This window comes from Sphingobacterium athyrii (assembly GCF_003071065.1).
Lineage (GTDB): Bacteria > Bacteroidota > Bacteroidia > Sphingobacteriales > Sphingobacteriaceae > Sphingobacterium > Sphingobacterium athyrii.
In genome coordinates, this window is record NZ_QCXX01000003.1 from 452174 (window position 1) to 477198 (window position 25025).

10 protein-coding genes are annotated in these 25025 nt (G+C 45.4%); 7 read left to right on the top strand and 3 right to left on the bottom strand.

Translation table 11 applies throughout. From position 1 onward, the window contains the following. Positions 1-245 precede the first annotated feature (245 nt). The 7 genes from DCO56_RS12660 to DCO56_RS12690 all read left to right on the top strand — a co-directional run bounded on the left by DCO56_RS12660 (position 246) and on the right by DCO56_RS12690 (position 18919). Positions 246-1106: a heavy metal-binding domain-containing protein gene (locus DCO56_RS12660; RefSeq protein WP_219929384.1), complete on the top strand. Its 861-nt coding sequence runs from the start codon at positions 246-248 to the stop codon at positions 1104-1106. Positions 1107-1228: 122 nt separating this feature from the next. Continuing rightward, positions 1229-1960, top strand: coding sequence for a LytR/AlgR family response regulator transcription factor (locus tag DCO56_RS12665; RefSeq protein WP_108634133.1), 732 nt, complete (start codon positions 1229-1231; stop codon positions 1958-1960). 10 nt (positions 1961-1970) lie between these two features. Continuing rightward, positions 1971-5198 carry a sensor histidine kinase gene (locus tag DCO56_RS12670; protein ID WP_181390539.1) on the top strand — a complete coding sequence of 1076 codons (3228 nt, stop codon included), beginning with the start codon at positions 1971-1973 and terminating at the stop codon, positions 5196-5198. Between the two features lie 178 nt (positions 5199-5376). Continuing rightward, a complete protein-coding gene (locus DCO56_RS12675) occupies positions 5377-6948 on the top strand; it encodes a hypothetical protein (RefSeq protein WP_108634135.1) in 1572 nt (523 codons plus the stop codon). Between the two features lies 1 nt (position 6949). After that, on the top strand, positions 6950-8662 hold the full coding sequence (locus DCO56_RS12680) for a hypothetical protein (protein ID WP_146191052.1): 1713 nt from the start codon (positions 6950-6952) through the stop codon (positions 8660-8662). Further along, a complete protein-coding gene (locus DCO56_RS12685; protein WP_108634137.1) occupies positions 8659-16938 on the top strand; it encodes a carboxypeptidase-like regulatory domain-containing protein in 8280 nt (2759 codons plus the stop codon). Before DCO56_RS12680 ends, DCO56_RS12685 begins: the two co-directional genes overlap by 4 nt. Before the next feature lie 10 nt (positions 16939-16948). Then, entirely contained in the window at positions 16949-18919 is a 1971-nt protein-coding gene (locus tag DCO56_RS12690; RefSeq protein ID WP_146191053.1) for a fibronectin type III domain-containing protein, read from the top strand. Positions 18920-19084: 165 nt separating this feature from the next. Here the strand turns inward: DCO56_RS12690 and DCO56_RS12695 are convergent, their stop codons facing one another. From DCO56_RS12695 to DCO56_RS12705, 3 genes are read right to left on the bottom strand one after another with little or no spacing between them, the layout of a single operon-like run. Then, entirely contained in the window at positions 19085-20512 is a 1428-nt protein-coding gene (locus DCO56_RS12695) for an MFS transporter (protein WP_108634139.1), read from the bottom strand. 34 nt (positions 20513-20546) lie between these two features. Beyond that, complete coding sequence (locus tag DCO56_RS12700) at positions 20547-21899, bottom strand: TolC family protein (protein WP_108634140.1); 1353 nt, start codon at positions 21897-21899, stop codon at positions 20547-20549. A 24-nt stretch (positions 21900-21923) separates the two neighbouring features. Continuing rightward, on the bottom strand, positions 21924-25025 hold the full coding sequence (locus DCO56_RS12705; protein WP_108634141.1) for an efflux RND transporter permease subunit: 3102 nt from the start codon (positions 25023-25025) through the stop codon (positions 21924-21926).

Genomic DNA, 25025 nt, shown 5'->3' on the forward strand with positions numbered 1-25025 from the left:
TAAAGCGGGGCGCCCTGTGCCTAAATTTGCAATATAGATCTGTATTACTCATGTCGCAATTGCGATCATGACCGTGCCGTGAATGCAAAAGTTGAGCAAACCGTGAAAAATAATAAGTATGATCTATAACTAATCTTAAATGGAATAAAATGTTTAAATCGTTTAAAGCACCAGTACTAATATGTTCACTCGTTGCAGGGATATTTTTTACAGCCTGCAACAATATAGAAAAAAAAACTTCAGCTATGAAAAATCATCAACACAGCAACAGTGACAGCGTTTACACCTGTTCTATGCATCCCGAAGTTAGAGGGAAGGAAGGCGACAAATGCCCTAAATGCGGAATGGATCTAGTACCTATTTCCGATGAAAATTCTGTAAAAATAGACGTTAAGCTCCTGACGGATCCACAAACGATTAAAGCAGGAACAGCAGCGAAGCTGATATTCGCTTTTCAGGAAAACAACAAAAACATACCATTGGATATTTCGCATGAAATGAAGGTGCATCTAATGGTTGTGGATGAAAACCTTTCGTGGTTTCGTCACATCCATCCCAAAGAACAGGCAGATGGCTCATATAGCATCATGGAAACATTCCCTGATAGCGGTAAATATCTTCTGTTTTCAGATTTTAAACCACATGGAGCAGCGCCGTTAGTGGACAAAAAGGAGATTATCGTAAGCGGGAGCGGGGGGAATGACAAGATGGATTTTTCAACCAAATTTGTTTCCCTGGTCGACGGCTATACCGTTACACTAGAAAATGGTGATGATTTAAAAACCAACAGGTCGCAGCCGCTGGAAATATCGGTTGTAAAAGATGGTAAAAAATTAACTGAAAACGACATAGAACCTTACTTAGCTGCTACTGCCCATATTGCGATGATTAGCAAAGAGGAGAAGGAATTCCTCCATATTCATCCTGTATCAGACAAACGCTTCCCGATTTATGCTGAAACACATATTAAAAAAGCAGGTATTTATAGAATATGGGTGGAGTTCCAAACCAATGGAAAGATACATACTGCCGATTTTACGGTACATACAAAGGCGGGTGAAACAACTAAAAATGCTAATGGACACCATGATCATCATGCGCATTAAAATGGGACAGGATAAGCTAACAGCTATGGTTCACTCATTTATAACGCTTATTCGCTCATCGGTACAGTATATATTCTAAAAAAAAGAGTAGATTTAGTTGAGATTAATTTATTACGCCAATTATGATTCGAGCGATAATAATTGATGACGAAGTGAAGGGAAGTACTTTACTTCATCATAAACTAAAGGATTTTGCCGAAGACCTGATCGTTGAGCACATTTTCAATGATCCGTTAATTGCGTTGCGTGAGATTACGGCACTCCAGCCGGATGTGGTTTTTTTGGATGTGGAGATGCCGGTAATGAATGGCTTTCAATTATTGGAAAATATTGGACAGTTTGAGTTTGAAGTTATTTTTGTAACAGCCTATCAGGTATATACCCTGGAGGCTCTCCGGGCCAACGCATTGGATTTTTTGTTAAAGCCCGTTGATCCTGAAGAATTGAGCTGCGCCGTTCATAAACTTAAAATTAAGATACTTACTAAAAGAAAGCTCGCGGCCACAACAACCCGGTCCGGTACGAATCACATGAAAATTTCGCTGCCCACGATAGAAGGTATCTATTTTGTTAAAAAAAGTGATATCATCAAGGTCGAAGCCATGAGCAACTACTCTGTATTCTATCAGGTCAATGGAACCAAAATAATTGTTTCCAAAACCCTGAAAGAATACGAACCGCTATTGGAAATGGACAGCTTTATTCGGGTCAATCGGAGTGTTATTGTCAATCTGGATTATGTGTTGCGCTATAAAAAAGGAGACGGGGGAACTTTGGAACTCGAAGACGGCTCTGAAATCGAAGTCTCTTCTTCAAAAAGAAGCCTGGTCATCGAACGGCTTACCGGACATTAAACCTGATGGTATGAAATGGACATCTCTTATAGCTTGCTTGTCTATTGCCCTGATGGTGTTCTCAATTTCATACGCCCAACAGAGGACTTATAATCTATACAATTTTTCCTCGGCATCAGGCTTGCCGAGCAATGATATTCGGGGATTGGCCGTAGATGCACAAGGTATCGTCTGGATATCAACCAACAAGGGATTGGCATACTACGATGGTACGCAAATACAGCATATTCCATTCAATCAGGCAGCCTTGGGATTTACCAATGATCTCGGAAAGATCGCTGTAGATGCCATAGGACGGGTGTGGATGGCAACTGACAATCAGGGCTTATTGTGCTATGATAAACGCAGACCGCTGTCCAAGTCCATTACTTATTTCCCCGTCCGCCTGGACCGGTCGATACTTAAAAATGAACTGTATGAGGTCTTTGCAAGTAAATCGGGATTGATCTATTTCGGTGGGCAGGAAACGGATCTGCAGGTGCTGGATCCAAATACGGGCGAGATAAACCAAATTAGATTTCCACTGAGCAAAAAAAATGAAGTCCTGAGTATTTATACGATTACCGAGGATAACCATGGTATATTGTGGATAGGAACACGCTATGAAGGCTTCTTTAGCTATGACCCCCGCACTAAAATCGCGAAAAATTTTAACTTGAAGCAAGCGGATGAAAATGCAGCATCCAGTTTTGTTTTTCGAAAAGGCGAAGTCTATTGCATGTATTATGACAATGATCTAGTCAAATATAATCCTGCAAAAAATGCATTGCAGACCAAACTGCTCGGCGAACAAAAAAGCAAAAAATTTTATGACAATACTTACCCGTGCATGATATTCGATCCGGTTAGGGATGAAATCATCGCTGGCCATGTGTCCAGGGGAATCACGGTATATCAACCTGCAACGGGACATCAGCAGCAAATAAAATGGAGTGAATTATGTCCTAAATGTGAACTTCCGATCAAAGTAAATGTGATGCTGAAAACAGCAAACGGGTATTGGCTGGGTACCTCAAACGGGCTTTTTTGGTATGAAGAATCGATGAATAAGGTTAACCGGCTGATTCCGGCCGATAGCGATCCCATTATCCATGTTTTTAAAGTGGGCGATGATCTCTGGTATAGGACCCAGAATAATTTTGGCCGATTGAGTGCCGATTTAAAGCGGAAAATATCCACTTTTTCTTTAAATGGTGTTAGTATGAGCCAAGTCAATGTAATTGATCAGGTCATTTATTTCTCCAGTTATTATAATGGATTATTTTATTTTGACACTACGAAAAAACAGGCTATCCGCTCCCTGGCAATTACTGGCGATAAATATGGTTTTGACGTGGCCGACTGCAATACGGTATTGAAAGACTCAATCGATGGTAAGCCTTTTTTGTGGATTGGCACCTGGAACAATGGTTTATATCAGTATAATATATCCGATAAAACCATTATCCGTTACGACAAAAGTAAGGGGCTGCCCAGTAACAAAATTATTAATCTTGGCAAAGATGGAAACCAGACCATCTGGATGGGATTAGATGGAAACGGCTTGTTGCAGCTATTGGACAAGCAAAATTTTCGCTGGCGGCAGTTTACGCAACAAAAGGAGAATGGCGGCTTGCGGTCCAATAAGATTGTTGCTTTTTCGCAGCACAACACGGATACCCTCTGGTTCAGTACGGGCGGCAGTGGATTAAGTGCTATTACCCAAAATCACAGGAAAATATTTATTCAGTATTATCGGGACAACAATGATTTTCCGCATAATTCCATCAATGATATAAAAAGGGATCAGCAAGGGCGCCTGTGGCTACGCAGCAACGATGGATTTATGGTATTTGACCCCCGGACAAAGGCTTTTATCCAGTTGCATAGTGGAAGGGGGATAATCCCGCCATTGCCGACAAAGACCTATGATTTATCGCTGATCGACAACAATTTAATAATATGTACCTCGATCGGTCTGCTATGGACGGATGTAACCGGGCTGGATTTTTCCTCCAAACTTTCAGAAAAACCAATATTTAGTAAATTTTACATCGCCAACAGGAACCGCAGTGACCTGTTATTCGGTCCTGCGACGATAAGGCTGCAACCCGAAGAAAATAATTTTGTCATTGATTTTTCGCATCCCGCCGCCGCCTTGCGGGACTATATCTTTGCCTATCGTATGAAAGGGGTAGATCCGGACTGGGTAGTGACGAAAGAAGATCCACAGGCCGTATACAACAATTTACCGGGTGGAGATTACGTATTCGAAGCTAGACTCGGTAATAAATATGGACAATGGTCTCCGCAGATTGCAACCTTAGGTATCCATCTCCAATCAAAATGGTTTCAAACCACTTGGTTTAAAGCCTTGGCCCTGTTAGTGGTCATCGGTACCGTGACCGGTCTATTTCTATATCGACTGCGCCAGCAGAAAAAAATCAACGCTCTCCAATTGGCCTATACGGATCGGTTACAGGATGAATTATCTGCGAATGAAAGGAAGATCAAAGAACAGACTAAGATTCTGGAAAGGGAAAAAGAGGAGAAACTGGAAGCTGATTTTAGAAAAAAGTTGATGGAAAGCGAGCTGAAGGCCATCCGTTCACAAATGAATCCTCATTTTATCTTTAATGTATTTAACTCCATCGAAGCCTATGTCATTGAAAATGATTCGAAAAGCGCCAGCAGCCTTATCCATAAATTTGCCACCCTGAGCCGCATCGTATTGGAGAATTCGCGTTACGCCCTTGTAGGAATTTCCTCCGAGCTTCATCTGATCAAATTGTACCTCGAATTGGAGCAGGACCGCTTTGCATACAGCTTTTCCTTTGAGATAGCTGTTGATCCACAGCTGGATATCCATAACATGAAGATACCCTCTATGCTGATACAGCCACTGGTGGAGAATGCAGTCCATCACGGTATCCGCCATCTCGTCGATCGCCAGGGTATGATCTGTATCAAACTGCGGCAGACTGCGGCATCTCTTGTGATTGACGTATTGGACAATGGTGTTGGTTTTGAACATAAAGAGACGTCAAGACTGCAAAACTTCAGAACTACTTCCTTTGGCCTAAAAGGGGTGCAGGACCGGCTCAATCTACTCAATGATAAATCGCCCTATCCCGTAGCTTCGTTGACCGTCCGTTCTTTGCCTGCCGCGGAGGAGTTTAGTACAAAGATCAGCATTACTTTACCTATTATTGGCTTCGACCGGGATGATAGCGATCTACAAGATCGTGGACAGATCTGATTTTTAATGTGCAACCCGGCTGTCACTTACTCAAAAATGCCCCTGCTTCACTCATTTTAAACCCCTCCTCACTCATTCTCCAAAAATGACGTGGATTAAATTATTCTATTTGTTTGGAAATACAATTGGCCGAGGCCACTGAGTTTATCACCAATTAGTAACTATAATTTAATCATATATGAAAACGTTATCAGGTAATCGATTTTTTCTATTCAATTTGATATTGGTCTTTTTGCTTTCCTGTACCAAAGAAGGAGATGTGGGACCACAAGGACTGGAAGGTCTCAGTGGGACCAAGATTTATACCGGCAATACAATTCCCGCAACAACGCTGGGCATCGCCGGGGATTTCTATTTTCAATTGACAAATAGTGATTTTTATGGCCCCAAGACCACAACAGGATGGGGTGATCCGGTCAATCTGCGCGGTGCCACAGGAGCTGTTGGCGCTACAGGTGCACCGGGGACTCCCGGAGTTCCTGGAATACCTGGTTCTAAAATACTGAACGGCACTACCGCACCCACCGCTAACTTGGGACAGATCGGTGATTACTATCTCAACCGGAGCAACACGGATCTATATGGCCCCAAAACAGGATCAGGCTGGGGAATTGCACTCAATCTAAAGGGCGCCAATGGTACTAAAATCTACAATGGCACCGCCGTACCCGCTGCGGGTATGGGGATCAATGGTGACTATTATTTCCAGACCACGACGGGGCAGCTTTATGGCCCCAAGACGGATGCTGGCTGGGGTACCCCCATTAGCTTGATCGGTGCCAAAGGCGCAGATGGCACAGATGGTACCAATGGTACGAACGGGGCTACGATCCTCGCCGGTACAACGGTGCCAGTAGCTGCCATCGGCAAGTTGGGGGATTTTTACTTTCGGAGCAATACAGGTGATTTCTATGGACCTAAAACTGCAGCCGGCTGGGGAAATGCCACCAGCCTCAAGGGAACCAATGGACTGAATGGTGCTCCGGGATCGCAGATCTTGAGCGGCATCAACGTGCCTGATATAGCGCTGGGCCGAATCGGTGATTTTTATTTCCGTACCAATACCAGCGATTTTTACGGACCAAAAACGGCCACAACCTGGGGTACACCCGTTAATTTAAAAGGTGCAACAGGCACCGCGGGAACCAATGGTACCAATGGTGCGGCAGGATCCAAAATCCATAATGGCTATGGTACTCCGCAGGATACGCTCGGCAGGGCAGGCGACTACTACATCAGTATTGCTACCGGAAATTTGTATGGCCCCAAAACCACAACAGGATGGGGGGATCCCATTATGAACTTAAGAGGTCCTGCCGGACCACAAACGGATGTTATCTACAGTGAATGGCGGACGCTATACGGCAGTTACCAGTCGCCTAGCTCGGGAAATATCTCCGGAGATTTTTTTGTACGCGAATTTTACGATAACCCCAAATTACTCGATGAAGCCGCGGTACTGGTTTACGTACGGGAGGATGTGGGGGAGAAGGGCTCTTTTATTAGCCAGCTCAATTGCAAAGGACGCCTATACGACTGGGTGGACTATAGCTTCCACCTAGATCAAACGAACGCACTGATCCGCATATTAATCTCAAATACGGGATTCGATATCGGGCGGAAAGAGGTGGAGGAAAATTTACTGTTCCGCTTTGTGATCATTCCCGGAAATAAGAATGCCCAGGGACTGGCCAAGGCATTGCCGAAAGATTACAATCAACTTAAAGTCATGTATAAGATCGCTGATTAGCATGAAAACCATCATCCATTTCGTAATCGTTGTCTGCTGCCTGGGGATGTTAAGACCTATACAGGGACAAGAGCTTAGTAATATTACCAAGCAAAAACCGTTTCGGTTTGACGGAAATCTGGAGCTCCGGGGCATGTTTTACCATGCCTCCGGAATAGCCGACCGCATGGAACCTGTTAATTATCTGATCAGCGGAAGTCCAACGATTTCATTGTATGGATGGAGTATTCCATTTAGCTTCACATTGAGCAAAAAGCAGAGTTCCTTCCAGCAACCTTTTAATCAATTTGGCCTCAGTCCGACCTATAAGTGGATCACCTTGCATGCCGGATATCGAAATATCACTTTTTCGCCCTATACACTGGCGGGGCATACCATCTTGGGGGGCGGGGTGGAGCTTAATCCCGGTAAATTACGCTTTGGGCTCATGTATGGTCGTTTGAATCGGGCAACGGTCATTGATACGGCCTCGATGTCGCTGGTGCCTTACTCTTTTACCCGCAAGGGACTGGCGGTAAAATTGGGATACGGCACCAACGCCAATTTCTTTGACCTGAATCTGCTCCACGCCAAAGATGACAGTAGCTCAATCGCGGGGATTGTCAATAATACAAATCGAAAAGTAACTCCGGCGGCCAATTCTGTGCTCGGCTATGGTACCCGGTTTACGATTTTCAAACAGCTCTATATCGAAAGTGACGGGGCCGTAAGCTTGCTGACACGCGACATCAATTCGACCTTGTCGCTGGATTCCATAACGGACAAGACGCTCCGAAAGTTAGGTAAGATGTTGGATATTAATGGTACTTCCGAATGGTTTTTGGCTTTTAACGCCGGCGTTGGCTATCAGGCCAAAAACTATGGCGTTAAGGTAAATTATCGTCGTGTGGAACCCGGATTTACCTCAATGGGCGCTTATTACTTTACCAATGATGTTGAAAATCTGACCATTATGCCCAACTACAGTCATCCTTCGGGCAGATTTCGTTTTAACGGAAGCCTAGGAATAGAACAGGACAATGTCCGGTTGCAGAAAGAAGCAACCTCCAAACGTGTCATCGGTACAGCAATGCTAACGGCCGAATTGACAAAACAGCTCGGAATTGATCTCAACTTCAGCAATTTTTCCAATAATCAGAAACCAAATACGCTGCGCTTTGCGGATTCCCTCAAAATAGTACAGACTACCAGAACATTCGGTATTATGCCGAGATTTACCCTATCTAGTCCGACAAGGGTACAAATGATCCTGCTTTCAGTCAATTTCAATAGCATGAATGACTATAACAGTTATTTTGATGCAAACAATGCTCCGAGCAGGGACATCAACTCCAGTCAATACCTGCTAAATTATACCTTGTCACTTCCACAGGAAAAACTCAGCTTTAACTCGAGCCTGAGCTATACCATGCTAAAATCCAGTGGCAATCGGAATAGCTATAAGGGGATTTCGGGCGGGGCTACCTATTTGATCGCCAACAATAAACTCAGTACGGGTACCAACCTGAGTTACATGCGGGGTAATAGCAATGGCAATAAAAGCGGCATCTTCAATGGCTCTCTAAACCTATCCTATACCATTAGCAAACTGCAAAGTATCCGGGCAATGGTCTACTTTACCAATAACAATCCGGGGTCTGTTGTGACGGGTGTAAATCCGTCATTTTCAGAAACCCGTGGAGAAATTGCTTACCAATTGAATTTTGGATTATGAAACCGATCGCATCTATCAGACGAAATGTATGTATCCTACTTGGGCTTTTGCTCCTATGCTTTGCTTCAAAGGCGCAGATACAGATCACATCGCACGTGTTGCCTCCTTATTTGAACCGTATAGCTGATTATTCTTCGCACCCCGAACTGATGGTCGTGACGGTGACCAATACTTCCACGGTCGAGTTGTCGATACAGCTTACGGCCAAGGTAACCGGGGATAACGGGATTTCGGCCTGGGTCAAACCCGGCTACCGTAGTCCACGCCCGATCATCATTGGGGCGGGTCAGACAGTCAATCTGAACGGCAATGACATTGCGGCTCTTTTTGACATCAATAAAATTGAATATACGGGCATCAGCCGGGCGGATATGAACCGTGGTGTTGGCCTCTTGGAGGGTAACTATATGTTATGTATCCGTGCTTTACAATACAATAGCCTGGAACCGATCAGTCCGGAACAACCGCTGGGCTGTACCAGTTTTCGGATCTCAGACCTGGAGCCCCCGCGCATTATCAGTCCTTTTAATGAACAGAAGGTGGACGTCCGAGGCGTACAGGCTTTGCCGATCACCTGGACCACACCGCCCGGATCTTCGCCCTTTACCCAGTACAAACTACGCATTGTCGAGCTGATCGTCCCACGTAATCCCAATGATGCTTTTTTGTCCAGCAGACCCCTATTTGAGGAGACACTGGGATCCAATATGCTATTATATGGACCCGCACATCCTGCCCTCATACCCGGCAGGCAATATGTCATGGGAGTACAGGCAACGGATCCAACAGGAAAATCTACTTTTCGGAATCGTGGCTGGTCAGAGGTGAGCTCCTTTATCTATGCCGGAAATATGATTGCGGCCCCATTGATCGTGAGTCCCGAAAATCAAAGTACATTTAAGGGCGTAGAACAATTTAAAGTGGTCTGGAACCCGATTTTGAACGCTGCTCCAACAACAGAGTATACAGTCAATTTTTATAAAATCAGCACAAGCAAGTCCAGCAAGAATTTAAGTAGCACATTACCGATGTATACCACCAAGATCATCGGAAAAAACGAGCTCCTATATGATTTTGTAAAGATGCCCGAACTTAAAAAAGGGGCGCGCTATCAGGTACAGGTGATTGCCAATGACCCCATGCAGCAGCAAATTTTCGAAAATCAGGGTAAGAGCATCCCGGTAGATTTTCTGTTTGATGCCAAAATACACCGCGATACCACCAAGATCAAAGGACGACTGGTTTACCAATTTAAGGATGATGCAAAAGGAAACGTATTTCCCATTGCCAATCAAAAAGTCTATCTCTCAAAAGTGTATGCCAAGGTGGCCCAAGATAGCAACGGCGTGGCACAAAAAACAGAATTGACAGGCAATATCGCCAGTTTTTTCAATAAAGAAGATGTTTTTGGGGGACAATATGTCACCACAGATAAGGATGGAAATTTTGAAATCACCTGTTTCTTTTCATCTCAGGACAGCAGCGGTATGATCCCCGACGACAAATGGGATAACAATATCGGTGGCCAGGGCGCTTCGGCGATGCCTGCCAGTCTGCGATATCATATCGAAAATATGAAAGGTAATGTTGGGCTTTACTATAAAATTGCTGTGCTCAATCCGCATTTCAAAGCAAGCAGCGAATTATTTTCCTTTAAATCGGGCACTGAGCAAAGCGTTAGCCAGATTACCTTGGATGCCAATGCTTATAGCTTGAAAATCAACGTTCGTGAGATCTTTAATAACCTTAAGGGGGATTATGTTGAAAATGCCAAGATCAAAATCTATAGGCAAAAGACGAACAAAGAAAATCCGCAATACGGAATCCCACGATACGAGGGTGATCTGCTTAGTGAGCGTTTGTATGAGCAAGCAATACAGGGCGATAAAATTTTGATCGCCGAGCGCACAACACCACAAATAAGGGATAAGAAAAACGGTAACGAAGCGTATGTAACGATCAATTCCTTATTTAAAAATCTGCCCTCGGACAGTTATAATTATAAGATCGTATTACTCAATGGCAGCACCGTATTGCGAGAAGTGTCGTATGGCACTATCGCTGCCGGGCTCACTGTCAACGGAAATAAAAACAGCAGCAACTTAAAGCTGAATGATCCAGAGCTGGTCAGCTATACGAATGGAAATGCGTTTGAGCATGCTTTAAAATCGCAGGAGGGGTCTGCTAAGTTGAAAATGCTGACCGACAATGGTCTCAAAGTGTCCAACAAACAAGTCAATGTTATCCCAGCTAAAAACGGCAATACGAAAAAGGGCGAACAGCTCGCAGGTACAGATAAAAATGAACCGGGACTAAACCTGGGAAACAGTCTGGCCAAAGGGGGATCGCTCTATGGCAATGGTGTCACCAAAAATGTGCTCGGCAAGGACAAATGGACAGATTACCGGTACAACGACCAAACAGAAGAGGCTTTTCTGACCTTGGAAAAGGAATTGGCAGTGGCACCGCGTACCAAATTGACGGGAAACTTAAAGTATGCCTATAAAAATAAAGCGGGACTACCCAAACAGCCTTACGCAAATATGCCGCTAAAACTGGTGGTTACCTATGATTTCGTGGAATCGAAATCTACCGCCGGAACTATTCCTGATATGCAACACGGTGCCAGATTAGCTTCGCAAAACGGCGGTCCTCGGGCAGAAGCTGTTGACGTACCTCTCGGAACCGGAGCCATGTCAGCTATGCGCAATGCATCGGCAGTACCATTGCTGCCAGATCAAACGGCTAAGGCTGGCTACGTCGGAGCTATTTCCCCTATAGGAAACTACTACAACAGCATCAGCACACAGCTGGCAAGCTTTGGATATACCAATTTTGCAAAAACAGAAGTTGTAGAACAAGGGATATCCATCAATAGTGACAATGGCAGTGTACAGGACAACTACAAAGTATTGCAAACTGTAATGACCGATCAGGATGGAAATTTTGAATTTGATTTTCCGAATGCGGACGCCGCCGGTCAATATGTCGATGGAAGCGTAACAAGGGGGGAAGGCGATCTGGCCGCTACCCGTGATGGAAAATTCAGGCGAGTCTTTCGTCTGGTGCCCGATGTAGCTTTCTATTGTGCACCTGATGAGGCCATTGTGGTACAACCTTGGGAGAGTAAAGATATCGGTGCCTATACCTCTTTTGTAAAGACCCAAAACATTCGGGTACTGGTAGGACGTGTGGACCGGGCCGAACAACCACAGACAGCAATTTCATTTGCCAATGTACCCGTGAATCTGTATTATGATCTGAGCAATAAGGACCACCGTTATATGCCCAGTATCCCGGGACTGGATAAAAATATAAAAAAGAATATCAATACCTCCACGCCCAATTCGGGATACAATAATTCGGCGACACCGATTGCCGCAGCTGGATCAGGTATGTCCATCAAAGGAATTGCTGCCAGCAACTTAAGCTATACCGCCAATATAGGAGCCAACTATTCCGGTGTATCGCTCAGCAATGGAACTGTGGTTCAGTCGAATAATCCGGCGTTGGATAATCAATATCAGAATATATTGATGCGGGAGGGAGATCTCAGCAACGACGGTGGTTATATTGAGTTTAAGGATGTGCTTCGCCCGACAACATTGAATATGGCCGGTACGCTGAACTACATTTTGGAAGCTGACGACCGGGGCCGGGAGAACGACGTGGCCTTCTATAAGGATTACTTACTGAGCAAAACCCATGTATGGACCAATCGCAGGGTAGCGGCGGATGGGCCACAGGGTATCGAAGGCTTTATCCCAGAATCGGATATCCTGTTTAACAAAGATCTGAATCCCGATAATGTGGTCGAATATAAATTTAGGGTCGTTCCCAAATCTACCTTGATCAGAGGCCGGGTCACTGATGATTTTACCACCCTGGGTATAAAAGGGGTACAAGTCAAAGCTAGCGTGATCTTAAACGGGAAATCATACAACAATCAACGTTATAATTTCCTTTTTGAAGAAGTTGTGACCACGGATGATAATGGTTATTATTCATTCCCCACAATAGAAAAACGGATCGAATCTTTTAACCCTGAGACGATTAATTCAGGAACGGTCTCTACACAGACCAGCAATGTGGTCAAAATACTCTATGCGCCCGGTTACGAGAAGCAGGAGGTGGATATCGGGGCGCTCGAACCCGGCCTGTCCGGACGGCAGATCGTGCGCAACTTTGCCATTAAACCGCTTGGAAGAGGAGCTTATGGCTATGTGATGGATGCAGAGAACGATGCGCCGGTAACCGCGCGGGTCAAGCTGAAAATGAATGGAAGATGGGTGGATACCGAAGGTGCGCTAAGTAGGAAGGCGGGTACGGGAGCCTTGAATCATTCATTAAATCAATTTGCACTCAATAATTTTCAAACTTTGGTCGATCGGACGGTAAGTGATAAAAAGGAAATTTTGTTTGGCACCAGTGGTAGCAAGATACAATCTACCAAGAATGCCAAAGGCGAAATCAATACGACAGTTTTTATAGCAAGCAAAGCAGATCTGAATACGGGAATAGTGGCTGCTGCCACCCAATCCAAGACAAAATTTGGAAATAATGTCAATTTCGTTTACGCAGCAAATGCGAAAACAACAAACACTGCGCTCACTTCGGGCATCAGTAAAGAAATTCAATCCGTCGGATTGGTTAACTCACAATTGAATATGCCTTACCAGCGTTTTGAAATTGATCTTCCGACAAGGCCTGATTCCATTATGATCTTGCCTTATGATCCAGCTTATATGCCTAAAACTGCGGCCGTATTTGCTCAGGAACCCAATGCAGATCTTGGAGACTTCAAACTGACCCGCAGAAAACATCGGATCAATATTGTCGTCAAGACGAAAGACGGCTCGCGTGTGACCAATGCGAAGGTCTATATTGAAGGAGCCGGTGATGATTTCAAGCGGACAAACACGCAGGGTGAGGCACGGTTTGAATTTGTCAATAATTCGAAGACCAATTTCAATGTTTTTGTCACCAATGATATTGCAAAATATAGGGCTAAATCTAAGGAAAATTCAACAAGTCCGATCGTCGGTGCACAGGCTGGTATCGCCTTTATGCCCACTAGCCTCAACAATGTAAATAGCGAAGACGATCAGGTACTTCGCACGGTTGTGGTCGAAGTGGACCGTGCTAATCTCTTAGCTGGAAAGGTTACGCTAGCAGCAGACGGAACAGCCCTTCAGGGGGCACGCGTCTACCTGGAGCAGGGAGCCGGCGCAAATTCAGAAAGTGAAACGGAGACGGATGCCAATGGTGATTATTCCATTTTGGTTCCTCAACCAAGAGCGGCAAGTCCACTGTTACCTGGCAACGCACTGAAAATCAAAGTGACGGCCAGTTACCATGCACAAAACCGGACTTTTGTGGGCGAAAGCAAATCTATTGCCGTGCAAAGAGATGTCACGGAGCAGACCCTCGATTTCAAGATCAATGAGCTCAATGATATCGACCTCAGCCAGCTGTATGGTTTTAATGTTCGAATCAATAAACTGGAGCAACGACAAGAGGGGGAATATCTAGTTTCGGGCGATCTTGTCGATCTGCCGGAAAACTCTGATTTCAAAGACGATAAGTTTGGGGGACAGGAGCTGCAGCTGAGGTTTAAAAATATTGTCATTAAGAAATCAGGTCTGGTCAATAACCGTCAGGTCGCTAAAGGGGTACCAGCAGATGAAAAGATTGACCTGCTGGAAAAGAATATCCGGATAGCCGCATTTAAGTCATATAAAGCACAATTGCTCGGAGCCGAACAATTTATCCGCATACGGCGTGGCGAAAACGATACGACAGGTTCGATCGAAGGGAAAGTTCGGATTGTCGACAACTCGTTCAACTTTCCAAGTAGTTATATGACGATCAGCAACCAGGATTTTTATTTGGGCAGATATGCCGACGGCAGTCCTGCAAAGATGAATATAGAAGTTTTCAGATCGAACGCAAGCACCAAAGGACGAAAGTATACGATCAGTAAAGATCAGGGCAAGGCGATACAGTTTAAATATTTGGGTTTTGATGGTGAAAGTGGCATTGACGGAGCTAGGGAGTCCTATATGAAAGAAGATAGTATTCATCTCTTCCTTACCTTAAAAACCACGATACAGGGTAATATACCTCTGCGTATAATTGCAGGGAAAGCCATTATTACCAAAGATATGCTGTTGCCTGTCCGTAGCAATGAACCCTTGGAATTTCAACTGGAAAAATGGAAGGTGCAGAGCAGATCTTGGGTCTTGGCGCCCAACTCGGGCGGTATCGTGCTGAATGAAGGTAAAATATTTACCAATAAAGCAGACCTGAATATGCGGAAAATGTCGATAATACCGGGGGAACTTATTTTTGACAAGACCGACAATGTATCACAGCAGCTGACTGTAGGTGGCAAAGCCAATATACCACTTCACCTCAATCAAGGTACAGAGTTGGTATTTTCCTACGATGCCGATGTGGGCAATATCCCGGGGAAAGGTCATTTTAAATTTACCTTACGAAATGACAACGGTGAAGCTGCTTTTTTGGAGAAACTTCCGGGGATGACACATCAGGGTGACCGCATTCAAATCGGGTACATCTCCGTATTGAGTAATGATGAGGAAGTCTTTGGTTTTAGTCAATCTGCAAAGCCTATTACATTGCAAAGTCAATTGTCTTTTACTCCGGGATCTTTCTTTAGCAGACCTGATGGCTTAACAATGAACGGAACTGTTAACCTTCATTTACCCAAGCTGTTGGACAATATCAATGGAAGCATCAGTTATACCGCAAGTGAATCCGGTGTACCTAAATTATCTATTGCTCCTTTGAGTTTCTCCTTTACAGGAGACGGAGGGACGCGTTTCAAAACCATCGCGGCAGCGGGAGGGCAGCTTTATGGCGGCCGTGGACTGGGGATTGCAGGAATGATACAGATGCCGGGTACGGATATTGGTATCAAGGCCAATCTGGTTAGCATGGTTACATCTTCGGTACAAGGGGAAGGAGCACCAGCGGGAGTGGCAGGTGAGGCTAAAGCCTTTGCAGAAGCAGTTGTCTCACAAGCCGCAGACGAGGCCAAGAAGCAGGCGGAAATTGTTATTGGCGAATACCGCAAACAAGGGGAGGAGTATGCTGCCCAGCTATTGGACGAAGTGATGAAGGATGAAAATGTGCGGCAAACCCGGGAATTTATTGAAAATAATCTTAAAACTGCCAATGACACCTATAATGAGGTGATGAAATTGGGTGAAGATGGAAAACAGTATTACGATCAGATCGCTGCTAAGATGCGGTTGGCGGGTACCGGAATGAATGCCATCAACTCCATGATCGATGGCAATCCAATCGGTGGATTTTTGCAGCTCAACGGTGTTCTGCGCGGAGCGCTCGGTATTGATATTGTCGATGTTGCCAAGCAAAAAACCAAACAGGTCGCCATGCAAGCGGTAAAAGCCATACAAGAGGAATTGCCGGTCGATAACCTGGCCGATGGAATGGCAAAGAATGGCGGTGGTTTCTCGGGAGCAAAATTTGACTATGATTTCAAGACCGGACGTATGTTTGGTGCACTGAGCATGCCAAGGTTGGTGGCCGGAGCCGTGATCCTAAGTAAGGTGGAGCTTGAAATGCTTTTTGAAAAAGAAGGCTGGTACTTTTTCGCAGGAGCGGATGTCCTGGCACCGGTACCATTGATTTTCCCATTGGCTGTCGGTATCGGCATCGGCGATCATAATACGGTCACTCCACAGATGGAAGCGAAGTTTACAAGTCAGTCTTATGTGAAGAAACTGCCGAAAATATTTAAGGAGAATGGCTTTCACGGATTCTTGTTTACGGGAAGAAAGGACATTATCCCCGAGACGCATTTTGCGGTCAATTTTGTTGTAGCAGATTTTGAAGTGGGATTCGGCGCTGGTTTTGATGCCCGTATCTATGGCAGTTTTAACAAGGCAAGTCAGGAGATCGGTGTCGGTGCGATGTTATTTGCCCATGCTTATGCACGAATGGCTGTACTGGGCGGTGTCTGTGGCGTGAGCGGTTCGGTAGATGCTGAGGTAGGCGTGAAAGCCAAGTTTGCCAATACCGGTGGCAACCCAAGTTTTCAGGTGATGGGCTGCTTTTCGGCCAATATCGGGGCAAGGGTATGGTGTGCCTTCGTGGATGAAAGCATTGACATTGGCGTGATGGGCAAACTGACCCTGTGTGCGGGATCGAGCTGCAATAAAGGTGTTGAATTTGAATTTACAAGAAATAGTGGATCTTGTAGCAAAGATCCTGACTTTGATTATTAATAAACGGATTATGAAACATACCGCATGGATTCTTTGGTTATTGCTTGTATGCAGCTCGTCGTATGCACAGCAGGCAAAAGTGGCTATGACAGGCACACCAAAGGGGATTTATATTGATGTCAATGATTTGGAAATGGCAAAGCAGGGCTATCTCGTCCTGCGAAAAGGAGCCGGGGACAAGGAATTTTTGCCCATCCAACACATTAGTGCCCTGCAATCGTTGGAAACTGTTCGGCAGCGGATTAAAGATCTCCTGTTTATTTTTCCGGAATCGGGTAACCTTTCGGATAGTTTATCACAGGGCCTGTGGCAGGCTTGGGAAGATCCCCTGAAACAGCAACAGTACCTGACCTTACAGATTCCGCAGATTCGGATAGGATTTGGATTGGGACTTATGGATACCACAGCCGTACTGGGCCAAAATTATAGTTACAAAATAATCGCTACGGATGGGAGTGAATACAATGCAACGATGACCTATAATTTACCTAAAGTCGACTTTGCAGCAATCAAAAGCATTGAGGTAGACCCCGGCGAGGCCTATCCGATACTCCGCTTTCAGTCGGCAATCACGCAGGCTGCCCCTCTGTTTGAAATTTATAGACGGGTGCGTGGCTCGGGCTCAGATTTCAGGCCCGTATACAGTACACGGGGCTTGAGTGGGAATAGCCAGAATGATTCGGTCATTTACTACCTCCAGGATACCACAGCATTGCAATCTGTCCGTTATGAATACTATCTTATTGGAAAGGATCTTTTTGGCAATCAGGGCACGAGTTCGGACACCGTTACGCTTCAAGTTGGCGGATTTCGAAATATCAACCGTGGATTTAACGTCCGGACAGCAGCAATAGATGGCGGCATAAAGATCTATTGGGAACCATTGGAGCAACGATATGCCTTACAAAATATCTTGTTGTATCGCAGCGATAATTACGATACAAATTATCGGTTATTAGCTACCGTTCCTGTAACTGATACCCTCTATGTTGACCAATCCGTTCGTGCCGGGAAGAATTATTATTATCAGTTGCTGATGCAGGGGGAGTCTGCCATATCCTTTCCCACGGCACGGGTTTCGGGGATCGCGACAGGAATTGTCAATATCCTGCCGCCAACACAGGTACATGCGTATATGAAGGGTAATTTGCCGACCCTGGAATGGCAACATGTTGATAGCCTTAATGTGGCGGGATTCTATATCTACCGAAGCTTTGATGCAAATGGAGAACTGCGTCAAGTAAGCAATTTTATCCCTTATCAAACGAAAGAACAGTTCTATCACTATCAAGACAGCTCGGCAACCATCGGCGATGTCATCAGCTACTATGCCATCGCTGCGGTATCACATACCCAGTCATTGAGTCCATTATCTGAGGTCGTTAAACTATCTATTCCCAAGGGACAGCAGGTGGAGATCGCCTCCCCCAAGCAATTGCGCTATCTTTGGATGGACAAAGAAAAGGTGTCTATTACCTGGTATGATATGGACAAAATCGTGAATGGGGTCAATTATTATAACGTGTATAGAAAATCAAAAGACGAACCTGCATTTCCGACAAGTGTATTTGCCAAGGTAGAAACCAATGAATTTGTGGACACATTGCGTCGGGCAGGTGTCTATGACTATGCCGTACAAGTGGTCATCGATTCGACCAAGACCAGTGCCTTGAGTAGCCCTATTCAGGTAGAAAGAATACTCGAGAAGCCTTTAGCGCCACTGAAAGTTCGGCTATACGCTGTTGATGATACCAGGTTGCTCATTCAATGGGATCATAGTGCGACAGCAATGAAAGCTTATAATATCTACCGAAGTTCAGGTAAAGCTGATCCACAATTATTAAAAACGATCTTGGGCGATCAATTTGAATATGTGGATACAGAGCTAATAAAAGGAAATAGTTATTACTACTTTGTCACTTCAATAGATACGAACAGTATAGAAAGCGATCGAAGTCAAGAGGTGTTCTATAGCGAATAGCCAATGGCGGATCAACGCTCGGGAGTGAAAGTAAAAGGTACTTGACGTTGATTTTCTTCGTTCCACACCTTTAAACAAAAAACTCAGCTACCGAAAGATTTTATTTTATCATTCGGTAGCGGAGATCTGCCAGAGTTCGGAGGCATAGGCCATACCAGAATTTCTTTACGATTGTTTAGCGGTCCTGATATAACCAACGACTATTAAAATGGCTACGATACATAAGAGTCCGGCTGAGAAAAATGCTGTTTGAAAGCCTGCATTTAATGCGTCGGCATCGGAGATGGCAGCCATTTTCAAGGTATTGGTTTTCGCCGTGGAAACAGCAACGATAATGGCCAACCCCAAAGCCGATCCAACCTGATAACTTGTATTTACCAGCCCTGAAGCTAGTCCCGTCTCATCCGGCCCGGCACCTGAGATGGAGGCTATCGTCCCGGGGATATAGGCCAGGGACATCCCCAAAGCCGCCAATAGAGAAGCCGGCAGTACATCTCGAAGGAAAGAACCATCTGTCGGAATCGTGCTAAATAGAAATAGTGATCCCGCAAGGATAACCAGTCCCGCTATAATATTGGTTTTGAATCCGAACCTAGTGACCAGTTTTCCAGTAAAACCTACCATCAGGATCATAATGGCTATGGTCATCGGCAACAGGGCGAGACCGCTGTGGAAGGCTGAATAATGCAGGATCTGCTGTAAGTAAAGGTTAAGGAAAAACCATAAAGGTATCCATGCCGCAGCCAATAGCGACATCATCAGGTTACCCGCGGAGAGATTAGGGACCTTAAAAATAGCCATGGGTACAAGTGGATCCCTTTTCTTCTTCTGCAGCATAATGAACACCATAAATAATAGGATCGATATGCCCAGCAGGCTTATTGTCTGTAAGGAATCCCATCCGGCATGCTCCGCAGATACAATGGTGTACACCATCAGCACAAGTGCGGTGGTGGCCAGCAATGCGCCGGCAAGGTCGATCCTCCCTTTTTTCGTATCGCCCTTGAACAACAATCGCTTGCTGAACAGCAGGACAATAAGTCCAGCAGGAATGTTAATCAGAAATATCCAATGCCAGGAAAGCCATTCGGTAATCACACCACCCAGAAAAACTCCGGCCGACCCACCGGCTGCTGCCGCGCCCCAAAACCCGAAAGCGCGATTGATCTCTTTTGGGTCGGTAAATTTGGACATGACGAGGGTCAGGGCGGCAGGCGCAATCAGGGCCGAACCCAGTCCCTGTAGCCCACGGCCAATATTTAGCGCCAGTTCAGACCAGGCGATACCGGCCAAGAATGATGCCGCAGTGAGAATACCAAATCCCCACATAAAGATCCTACGCGCCCCAAAGAGGTCAGACATACGCCCTCCGAGCAGCAGGAAGCCGCCAAATAGGATAACATAAGCGTTGAAGATCCATTGCAGGCCAGATTGTGAATAGCCTAGATCGGCCTGAATTGCCGGCAGGGCAACTCCGATAATGGAGGTGTCCATAATGACGATAAACTGTGCGGTACAGAGTAGGAAAAGTGCCGCCCAGCGTTTTGGATAGGGCACTGTCTTACCCTTCGGTTCTATTGATTTCGTATTCATTTTGTACGTCTTCTTTTAATGATCTGTGTAAAATTTAATGGTCTGTTTTTGAATGCAGATCCAGCAGTCCCAGGGCATGTTGCATCTCGGTATGGAGCATTCTCAGGTTGTAAGTGGCCCGTAGCCGATTTATCCGTGCCTGTGTCAGCGCTAGGTCGGCATCCGTCAGCTCAAGGCGTGAACCTAAGCCATTTTTGAAACGGTCTTCATTCATCTGATAGTTAAGTTCTGCTGAACTGACGGTTTTTTTCTGTATTTCCAATTGCGCAATGGCTTCTTCCCATTTGCTGATGATCGTGGCCAGCTGGGTTTTGATTTCATCTCTAAAATCGTCTAAGCGTATCTGTTCCTGTTTTAATTTAATATTTGCCTGATTGATTTGCGATCGCGTCCTGTTGCCGTTGAAAATCGGTATGGAAAGCTGCAATCCCAAGAATGACGTCCTGGGCCAGGCATAGTCTCCCAGCCGGATATTATCTGCCTGTGCCTGTACCTGATATTGACCTACCAGGGCGAGTCTGGGCATTAGCCCGGCCTCATTGACTTCCTTTTTTTTCTGTTGAAGATCAATGAGCAGTTGTTTGATCGCGAGATCCTTCCGGTTTTGTGCGGCAGTTTTCAATAGCTCGTCCAACAGATAGGGTTCGTGCTGGCCGCTAAATTCCAGTTTATCGCTCAATACAATACGTTGGGATTCATCCATTCCAATTAATCTTTTTAATTCGATAAGTGAAACATTGATACTGTTTTTTAGATACGAAACAGATGACTTGATGTTTTCTACCTCGATAAAGCTGCGCAAAGTATCGGATTTCAGTGCCCTGCCTTGTACAAATAGGGAGCGGGCATCATTCAGGGATCTGATATTTCGGAGCAGATTTTGTTCAAATAAAGCAAGCTGTTCATTCATAATCAAAATGTTAAGATAATCTACCGAAACCCGAAGTGCAACCTTGCTTTTAAGGTCGGCTGTTTTTTGACGTTCGATCTGCTCATTGATCAATGCCGTTTTCTTTTGTCTATTGAGATCGGCCGCAAAAATAGGTTGATATAAGGTCAGCATGCCGTTAAATGCATTTTTCCCACCAACAGCTACATCTTGCACGGGTTTACTGGTGCCGGCAAAATAACCCGGTAGAAATATTGTTTGTCGGTCAAAGTAGTAGGAATAGGATACATTTGCTGAAATGGTAGGCAGCAGTGCCCCTTTACTCTCCGCTGTAAGTGCTTTCGCGTGTATTTCCTCCAATAGCTGTGCCTGTACTGTTCTATTTCCTTTCTCTGCGATTTCCAGTGCAGCGGACAGGGATAGCGCTTTATGCTGTGCATGCAGCTTGCCCCCGTACAGCAGCAGCGTGATAATACATGTATATACTGTTTTTCTCATGGTAATGAACTTTGGAATTGATAATTAGTGCGTTGCGTTTTCATGTAGGCTTTCGGTATCTGCTTCAACAATGACTTCCCTGCGCTTATTGCTTGACAGGTAGGAGTAGACGGCCGGAATAATGAATAATGTGAGTATACCGGAGAACACAAGTCCGCCGGCAATGACAATACCCAGAGACTGACGGCTGTTTGCCGTCAGCGCAATAGGCAAGGCACCGAATATCATGGCCAGTGAGGTCATCAATATTGGACGAAAACGTTGTTCAGCCGCAGTAATCGCAGCATCATACTTTGAGAGACCGGTATCTTTGAGGTGATTGGCAAATTCAACGATTAGAATACCATTCTTGGTGATGAGTCCAACGAGTGTAATGATGCCGATCTGGCTAAACACATTTAAGCTCTGACCAAACCAATGTAGGCTGAGGATCGCTCCCGTTACTGCCATCGGTACGGTAAGCATAATGGTGAGCGGATCTCTTAGGCTTTCAAACTGGGCGGCCAATATCATATAGATGAGCAGGAGCGCCAGTATCAGTGTGAAGGTGATATTGCCCTGACTTTCACTGAAATCGCGTGACTGCCCAGCTAAGGAGGACTTGAAATTTTCACCCAACACATCGGCTTTTATTTTTTCGATCTCCTGTATAGCCTCAGCAAGGCTTACACCCGGCATGGGTGCGGCAGATATGGTAGCGGAAGTGTATTGATCGTATCGGTAAATAGCCGCCGGGCTTACGGCTTCTTTCGTGGTAATCAGGTTACTCAACGGGATCATCTGGCCGTTTGTTGAATGCACATAAATACCATTTAAGTCATTGATATCATTTCTGTAAGAACGTGACAGCTGTCCGATCACTTCATATTGTCGATCGTCGCGCAGGAAATACCCATAACGTTGCCCGGAAAGGGAAAGCTGTAGGGTACGGGCGACTTCTTCGATGGATACGCCCATCAGCGCGGCCTTCTCACGATCTATCGTTATTTTTACCTCCGGTTTGTTTATTTTAAGATCCGAATCGGCAAACATCAGTTTTTTGCTCTGACGTACCGCACCCAAAAATTTAGGCAGCACAGCGGTCAGGCTGTCCAGATTTTGCGCCTGCAATACAAATTGGACGGGCATACCGCCGCCATACCGTGTGCCGATGGTTGGCGGGAGGTAGGGAAATAGGAGGAAGCCCCGGAAATTGCCTGATGCCGCGCCATATTGGTTATACAGATCCTGTATTGACGCTTTCCTTTCTTTGGGGTCTTTTAGATAAATACTTTGCACCGCGACATTCACCGGGGCGGGAGCAGGGATAAAGGAAATGGCCACCATGGAGTAGGTCTGATACAAGCCATCGGTGGAGTCATTCACATATTTTCCAACCTCGATCATATTCTTTTTCATGTACTCGAAAGAAACTCCCTCCGGAGCGACTGCAATCAGGTTCATATTGGAACGGTCTTCTACAGGAGCAAGTTCAGATGGCAATTTTTTACCAACGAAATAGATCAGTCCTGTAGTAACGGCCAGAAACACCCAGGCGAGCCAACGTACCCGCATAAAAAGAACCAGCAATTGCGTATAACCGTTATTTAAACGGATGAAAAAAGGTTCGGTCACGCGATAGAACCAGCCCGGACCGGCTTTCTTTTTGAGGAAATATGCACTCAGCATCGGCGTCAATGTCAAAGCCACAAAAGCAGAGACCAAGACGGATCCGGAAACGACGATTGCAAACTCGAGAAAGAGCTGACCGCTGATACCTCCCATAAATACAATAGGTAAGAACACCGCCGCCAGGGTAATTGTGGTTGAAATCACGGCAAAATAGATTTCTTTGGAACCTTTAAAGGCAGCCTGAATCGGGGACATCCCTTCCTCAATTTTCTTGTAAATATTCTCCAGTACGACAATAGCATCATCGACCACAAGTCCTATTGCAAGCACGAGTCCCAAAAGTGTAAGTATGTTGATGGAGAAACCAGCAATATACATAATGAAAAATGCAGATAGGATAGATACCGGTATGGCCAATACCGGAATAATGGTTGAACGCCAATCGCGAAGGAAAAGAAAAATAATAAGCACCACCAATCCGAATGCTATAAATAGGGTTTCTTCTACCTCTTTGATGGATTCGCGAACAGAGCGCGTGAAATCAAATCCTACAATAAGACGATAATCGGAAGGTATATCTTTTTTGAGCTGGGCCAGGCGCTTGTAAAATTCGTCCACCACCTCTATGGCATTGGCATCACGTTGAATCTGGATCGCAACACCGATACCGACACGGTTCAGATTGCCCGTTTCATTGATAATGGCGGTACGTTCATTCATTTCACCGAGCTCTGCCACACCGATATCCTTCAGCTTGATAACGCTATTGCCGGTTTTTTTGATCAGCATCTCATTAAAATCTGTTGCACTGTTGAGGCGTCCGAGCGTCCGGACGCTCAATTCACTATGATTGCCTTCGATTCGCCCCGAGGGCAGATCAATATTTTCTCTGAGCAAGGCGCGTCTCACATCTTCGGGGGTAAGCTGATAGGAAGCTAATTTAACTGGGTCGAACCGGAGCCGCATGGCATATTTATGCTCACCGACGATAGCGACGTTATTGATTCCCGGAATCGACTGCATCCTGTCTTTGATCACTGTGGATGCAATGTGACTGACCTCCTTGATGTCTTTTGTATCACTTTCTACTTCAAGAAAGGCAACCAGGTTGTCTGCGGAAGAGGCTTTCTGGACAATGGGTGGATCTACATCTGCCGGCAACTGCTTCCGGGATTTGGCCACTTTATCCCTGACGTCATTCAACGCATCCTCAATGTCTGTCTGGCGGTTAAATTCGACCGAAATAACGCTCACTTGCTCACGCGATTCCGAAGAGATCGTCCGGATCCCGCCGGCTTCGGCAATAGACTCCTCCATGGGACGGGTAAGTTTAGATGCAATGACATCCGGACTCGCGCCTGGATAGAACGTAATCACGGAGATGACAGGAGGTTCGGTCAGCGGGAACTCCCGCACGCCCAACTGTTTCCATCCGACAATTCCCAATATGACCAACAAAAGAGAAAATACTCCCGCCAGTACGGGTTTTTTTATACTTAGTGACGATATACTCAT